Consider the following 6,530-nt stretch of genomic DNA (forward strand, 5'->3'; position numbering starts at 1 on the left):
CTATCCCTTCGTTCCGCCGGTTGTCAGACCGGACACAAAGTTCTTTTGGAGAAAAAAGAATAAAACACATATCGGCAGTGCTGCAAGTATCGCTCCCGCTGCAAACAGTGCGACTTTTTGCTGCTGCGGGTTTGATATGAATGACTGCAATCCAACGGCGATGGTCATCCTTTCCGGGGAACGGAGCAAAAATTTCGCCAGCAAATAGTCGCCGAATGGTCCCATAAACGCCCAAAGCGCCTGCACCGCAAGCATCGGTTTAACAAGCGGCAGAACAATCGAGGCGAAGATTCGCAGATGTCCTGCTCCATCAATTCGTGCTGCTTCATCGATTTCTCTCGGAACCGTATCAAAATAGCCTTTCATCAGCCATGTGCTCATCGGAATTCCGCCGCCGATATAGATCGCTGTTAAAAACCAGTATTGATCGAGAGCGCCGATCAGCATGGCCAAGACATAAAAAGCGGTCAATGCTGCCATCGTCGGCACCATTTGAATGATCAAAAAGAATACCAAACTCTTTTTTCTCCCTGCAAACCGATAGCGGCTGTACGTATAGCCGGCAAGCGTTACAATGGCAACCTGGAATACCATGACCGACATCGCGATCACAAGTGTATTGCCATACCAAGTAAGATAAAGCGTGTCTGCAAACAGCCGCCTAAAATGATCCAATGTCCAGTCACCCGAAAAATCGAGCTTAAAAGCCGCTACATTTCCCACGCGAAATGCCGATGATGCCGTAATCAATAGCGGATAGATGATCACGATGCTTAACAGCACCAAAAAGAAATAGGTCCAGATTTTGTTAAGCACCCTGGTTGTGCGCACATCTTTGAAGAACTCTCTCATCTACATAACCTCCTCATTGCCAAAGGCATTCGATTTCTTAAAAGCAATCAGGGAAACTCCAATGACAATGAAAGAAATTAACAGCGTAACAGCAGCGGCAACCGCATATTGCGGTGATGTGCCTGTTGTCAGTTTATAGATCCACGAAATTAAAATATCGGTTGACCCCGCACCGGCTCCCACACTGCCCGGTCCTCCCTCATTGAATAAGTAGATGATCGAGAAGTTGTTGAAATTAAACGTATACTGGGTAATCATCACAGGTGCGGTCGCAAATAAAATCATCGGCAATGTGATATGTTTAAAGCGCTGAATAAATGTCGCCCCGTCAATCTTTGCGGCTTCATAAAGTTCGCCTGGAATCGCTTGAAGCACACCCGTTACCATCACATAAATGTATGGAAAGCCAAGCCAGGTCTGTATCATAATCAGGGCCGCCTTTGTCCAAAAGGGATCGGTCTTCCACGGAACTGCTGACAGATCCACAAACGGCAGGTGGTTCAATAATGGAATGACCTGTGCGTTCATGGCCCCTACGCTGTCGTTGAAGATGTTGGCAAAGCTCATAATCGTAATAAAGGCCGGAACAGCCCATGGAAGCAGAAAGATTATTCGAAACATCCGCTTGCCTTTAATAAAATCCTGATTGACGATAAGCGCCGTCACAATACCAAGGACAATTTGCAGCGTTGTCGCACAGATCGTCCAGATGATGGTCCAGCCCAGTACAGCTGCAAATGTTTCCCGATAGGAGCCGAGGAAAAACATGTTCAGGAAGTTTTTAAACCCGATCCAGTCAATAAGACTGTTAGGCGGAATATGATAAAAATCATAGTTTGTAAAAGCGACAAACAGAGTCACCAAGACCGGAAAAATAATCACAAACACCATCATGATATATGCCGGCAGCGTAAATAAATATGGAAACCCTTTATCCCCCGCATTCCTGATCATGTCCCCAGCCGTCGTACTAGTCTCCAAACCAGCCGCTTTCATCTCTGCGATCTTTCGTGCATCATGGATATTAAAAATGTAGAACATCAGGAATATCAGCGTCACAATCAATTGCAGAGTGCCTTCTATCAGGAGAAACAGCGAGTGGTCTTCTCCGGGAACGCTCCCCAACGTAATCAAACCGCACAGCGCATCAATGCCGAAAACACCTAATTCACAAGCAAACAATGCTGTGATGATCAGAAACAAAATTCCCTTTGAAAACTGGTTATTCGCGATCTGTCCAGCCCCTGGAATGATAGATAAAAGCCCTGCTTTACGCCTTTCTTTTGCAAGTGTTTGGTCTTTGTTCATTTTTTCGCCCTCTATTCTTCCGGACGCTAACCCGCCGTTTTATTTCACATATTTTTCTTTAATATTTTCTTTGATAACTTTTACCGCATCATTCGCTGATTGCTGTGCTGATTTTTTTCCTGAAGAGGCGTCGAAAATCAAACTTTCCGCTCCTGTCCACACTTCAGCCATTTCCGGAATATTCGGAGTCGGTGTCGCTGTTTCATATTGTTTAATGACAGCAGACGTCAGCTCGCTGTTTTGCTTATCAGCTTTCTCCCTTGCAGCCAAGTTGGCCGGAACTTCGTTTGTCTCATCATAAAAAACGTAGGCATTATGATCATTCGCTGCATATTCAAGCCATTTTTGAGCCAGTTCGGGTTCTTTTGTATATTTTGAAGCAACCCAGCCTTTGCCTCCGGCGAATGGAGCGTATTCTTTTCCATTTGGCAATGTCGGTATTTTAACCGCCCCGAAGTCCAAATTGGCCTCTTTATAATTTGAAGCTGACCAAGGCCCCCCGATGACAGCCGCTGCTTTGCCTTCTATAAATGTCTGCTGAATAAAATCATCAGCGCTTGAATTGTCCTGCATGCCTTTTGGCCAATATTCTTTAAACCATTTTCCCGCATATTCCACCGCTTCTACCGCCCCTTCGTTGTTGAGGCCGATGTCTTTGGAATCCTTGCCATTTTCGCCGAATACATATCCGCCGTAGCCGGCCAACAAACCATATGACATGTAGAAATCAGTCCACTTTGTCAAAAAGGCGGTGGATTTTCCTTTTTCCGAAGCAAATGCAAACCGCGGATCATTCGTTAAATCTTCAAGCTCTTGAAATGTTTTTGGCGGCGTTTTCACCAGGTCTTTGTTGTAATATAAGACAAGTGTTTCAATGACAAGCGGAATCCCATACACTTTGCCGTCAACCGTCACCTGCTGCATTTCTTTTTCGCCGAAGCTTTTCGTATCAGACGGTTCGATTTCAAGCAAATGTCCTTGCTGTCCCAAGCCGCCGATACGGTCGTATGCAGCAAGCATGACGTCAGGCGCATTGCCTGCCGGACCATCGAGGGGAAGCGCTTCCAACTGATCGAACATAGGCTTCTCAACAATCTTTACTGTTACATCATTCTCTTTTTCAAAATCTGCTTTAATGCTTTCAACATAATTTCGATATGTTTCTTCAACTGATACAGTCAGCACCTTTTTCCCGCCAGAGCTTGCCGCATCCTTTGAACTTGAACATGCGGCAAGGCCGAATGTAAGGACTAACGCCAAAAATAGTGCAATGCCTTTTTTTAAATGTGCCATCTTTTTTCCCCCTTCTATCATGAATCTATACCAATTGTAATGCTCGTCAGAAAGCGGTAACAATAGCTTCAAACTTGTTACCGATAACAGAATTCACGAAGCCCCCACAACAACAAACTCACCGGGATGGACGGCAATCGCATCTGCAAGATGAAGCGCCTTTTCTGTCCACGCATCATAGATTTTCATATCGCTTTCAATATCCAAGTCTCGCAAACTGACATGACGGACCTCGCTTCCCTGATTAAAGAAATAGATCAGCTTTTTTTCGCTGACAGCCCGCGAGAAGCTGATCAAATCGCTTTGATCGTCCAGCAGATTCCACTCAAGGCTTCCGTGAGTCAATACATCATGTTCCTGTTTGCGCAAAGCGATCAGCCGCTTCATAAACTTGAGCAACTCTTGATTTTGCTTCTCTTCTTCCCAAATCATGCATTTCCGGCATAATGGATCATTTCCGCCGTCAAGCCCGATTTCCGTGCCGTAATAAATACATGGAGATCCGGTTTGGGCAAACATAAATGCCAGCAAAGAGCGCGCTTTTTGCTCATCTTGGCGGCACCTCGTCAAAAGCCGCTGCGTATCATGGCTGTCAAGTAAATTAAACATCGCCTCATTGACCTGCTGCATCCCATTCATCAAATGCGCGTTTAAACGGTGGACCATTTGCGAGGCTGAAATCGTCCGGTCCGCGAAATATTCAATCATCGGCTCTGTGAAAGGATAATTCATGACCGCATGAAATTCGTCTCCTTTAAGCCAAGGATCGGCGCGATGCCAGATCTCCCCCAAAATATAAACATCAGGCTTTTCAGCTGATACGACCTGCCTGAATTTCTTCCAAAAAGCATGATCCACTTCATTAGCCACATCCAAACGCCAGCCGTCAATGTCAAATTCGCGGATCCAGTATAAAGCAATCTCAAGCAAATAGGTCTGCACTTCAGGATTTGACGTGTTTAACTTTGGCATGTCGCGTGTAAATGCAAATGTATCATAATTGTTTTCTTTAACAGGAAAGGAATGAATATGGAACCAGTCTTTATAGCGGGATTGTTCACCATGTTTTAAGACATCCTGCCACTGCGGCGAAGCGCTGCCGATATGATTAAAAACGGCATCAAGCATGATTCTCATCCCCCGCTGATGAAGGCTGCTGACCAATGTACGAAAGAGCTCCGGATCTCCAAAATGCGGATCAATGGTGTAATAATCCAATGTGTCGTATTTATGATTGGAAGGCGCGGAAAAGATCGGCGTTAAATAAATGCCGCCCACCCCTAAATCTTGCAAATAATCAAGTTTGTCGATGATTCCTTGCAAATCCCCTCCGAAAAAATCATGAACCTCTGGGTCCTTGCTCCCCCACGGCAAAGCATTTTCGGGAGACAAGTCTTCTCTGCCATTTGCAAAACGCTCCGGAAAAATTTGATACCAAACCGTTGATTTGACCCATTCAGGTGCTTGAAACGTATCCGCCTTATGAACAAATGGAAACTTAAAATAGTCATGAATCGTCTCCAACGCTTTTTCGTTATAGGGGCAGACACCTGAGCTTCCGAAAAAAATGTCTTCATGATCTGTGCCTGTTAAAACAAAACCATATTGCAGACGCCTAAATGGCGGCGCCACTTCAGCAAACCAATAATCATGCGTTTCGGTTTCGGCCATTTTTTTCATATGCATGTCGTGTGCGGCCCACCTGCTGCTTTCTTCTGCGGGAACATGCTCATAGGGATCCCCCCATATGAGCCGAACCTGATCGGCGTCGCCTTTTTTCGTGCGGATCTTGATATGCACCGTCCGCCCGTCATAAGAATAAGCATCAGAGCTGAAAGGCTGATGATGTATCGCTGCATATTCCATCATGTCTCCTCCTTTTGATTCCGGTGTATGCTGACCGGCCATATTTTGAAATTATCATGGTAAAATCGCAGGAACAATCCTTTTCAGCTTGTTAACGGTAACAGATTGAAGCTCTTACAACGTCGATTCACGCACGATGAGCTCCGGCTCAAAAAACTGGTCGCCTTGAGACGCGCCGTCTTCATTAATTTTTTTCAGCAAGGTTCTCGCACAAGCTTCCCCCATTTCAACCACAGGCTGCCTGATCGTTGTCAAGCGTGGCGAGGAGATGCGATCAAGAAAGACGCCGTCATATCCTGTAACCGCAACATCCTCTGGAATGCTTTTGCCGAGCGACTGCACCGCCCGGATGACGCCGAGAGCGATTCGATCGGAAGCGCAGACGACTGCCGCCGGGTATTCCATGGTCTCCAGCACTTCCCTGGCACGACATTCACTTTTTTTCGAACTGTTGGCCATCCGGAACATATTCAGCTTGCCTAAGCTCCCTTTCATCGCCTTCATATAGCCTTTTTCCCTTGCCAATTCAAAAGGCTCGTCCAGATCAATGCCAAAAAAGACAACATCCCGAATCCCCAGCCCAATGACATGACGAGTTGCCATATAAGTCCCTTTTTCATTATTGACATCGATGAAATCATAGCCCATTTCATTTTGTCCAAATACGACGACCGGCTTTTCAAAAGCTTTAATCACCCCTTCAAAATCCGCTCTTCTCAGCCCCGTCGCAATAATACCGTCACATTGTCCGATATTGAGAGATTTTCTCGTCACAAGCTGTAATGCATAATGATGGCGATCCAGTTCCCGGCTGATTCCGGTTAACAGATTCATATAATATGGCTCTGTCGTATCCATTTCCTCAAGTATCAGCAGTTTTACAACCTGTGTTCTGTTTTGAACGAGCGCCCTTGCCGCATAGTTAGGAATATAATTCAGCTCTTTCATCGCGGAATGGACCAGTTTTTTCAATTCATCCGTCACCGTCTCAGGATGATTGATCACCCGCGATACCGTCATTTTGGAAACATTTGCTTTCTTTGCTACATCTGATAACGTTGCCATTTTATCCCCGCCTTACATGCGCTATTCAAAATGTCAGCAGGTCCGTTTTTCGGAACTGATAACAATTTGTTAAAATTCATTATATTATGTAATCGAAGAGATTTTATAAAAGGGAGGAAATAAAAAAGCAGATTTCCTAAAGGAAA

5 protein-coding genes are annotated in these 6,530 nt (G+C 45.3%); all 5 read right to left on the reverse strand.

Going from position 1 to position 6,530, the window contains the following annotated elements; genetic code table 11:
- A complete protein-coding gene (locus BTA30_RS20500) occupies window positions 1-852 on the reverse strand; it encodes a sugar ABC transporter permease (RefSeq protein ID WP_076763607.1) in 852 nt (283 codons plus the stop codon).
- A complete protein-coding gene (locus BTA30_RS20505; protein ID WP_076763610.1) occupies window positions 853-2,160 on the reverse strand; it encodes a carbohydrate ABC transporter permease in 1,308 nt (435 codons plus the stop codon).
- Window positions 2,161-2,199: 39 nt separating this feature from the next.
- Complete coding sequence (locus tag BTA30_RS20510) at window positions 2,200-3,453, reverse strand: extracellular solute-binding protein (protein WP_076763612.1); 1,254 nt, start codon at window positions 3,451-3,453, stop codon at window positions 2,200-2,202.
- Window positions 3,454-3,546: 93 nt separating this feature from the next.
- Window positions 3,547-5,322: a glycoside hydrolase family 13 protein gene (locus tag BTA30_RS20515; RefSeq protein ID WP_076763621.1), complete on the reverse strand. Its 1,776-nt coding sequence runs from the start codon at window positions 5,320-5,322 to the stop codon at window positions 3,547-3,549.
- Window positions 5,323-5,433: 111 nt separating this feature from the next.
- Window positions 5,434-6,384, reverse strand: coding sequence for a LacI family DNA-binding transcriptional regulator (locus BTA30_RS20520; protein ID WP_076763615.1), 951 nt, complete (start codon window positions 6,382-6,384; stop codon window positions 5,434-5,436).
- Between the last annotated feature and the right edge of the window lie 146 nt (window positions 6,385-6,530).

The organism is Bacillus swezeyi, from assembly GCF_001969815.1.
Taxonomy (GTDB): Bacteria; Bacillota; Bacilli; order Bacillales; family Bacillaceae; genus Bacillus; species Bacillus swezeyi.

Coding starts and splice junctions, on each gene's coding strand:
- BTA30_RS20500 (WP_076763607.1), bottom strand. CDS start 852: ATGAGAGAGTTCTTCAAAGATGTGCGCACAACCAGGGTGCTTAACAAA.
- BTA30_RS20505 (WP_076763610.1), bottom strand. CDS start 2,160: ATGAACAAAGACCAAACACTTGCAAAAGAAAGGCGTAAAGCAGGGCTT.
- BTA30_RS20510 (WP_076763612.1), bottom strand. CDS start 3,453: ATGGCACATTTAAAAAAAGGCATTGCACTATTTTTGGCGTTAGTCCTT.
- BTA30_RS20515 (WP_076763621.1), bottom strand. CDS start 5,322: ATGATGGAATATGCAGCGATACATCATCAGCCTTTCAGCTCTGATGCT.
- BTA30_RS20520 (WP_076763615.1), bottom strand. CDS start 6,384: ATGGCAACGTTATCAGATGTAGCAAAGAAAGCAAATGTTTCCAAAATG.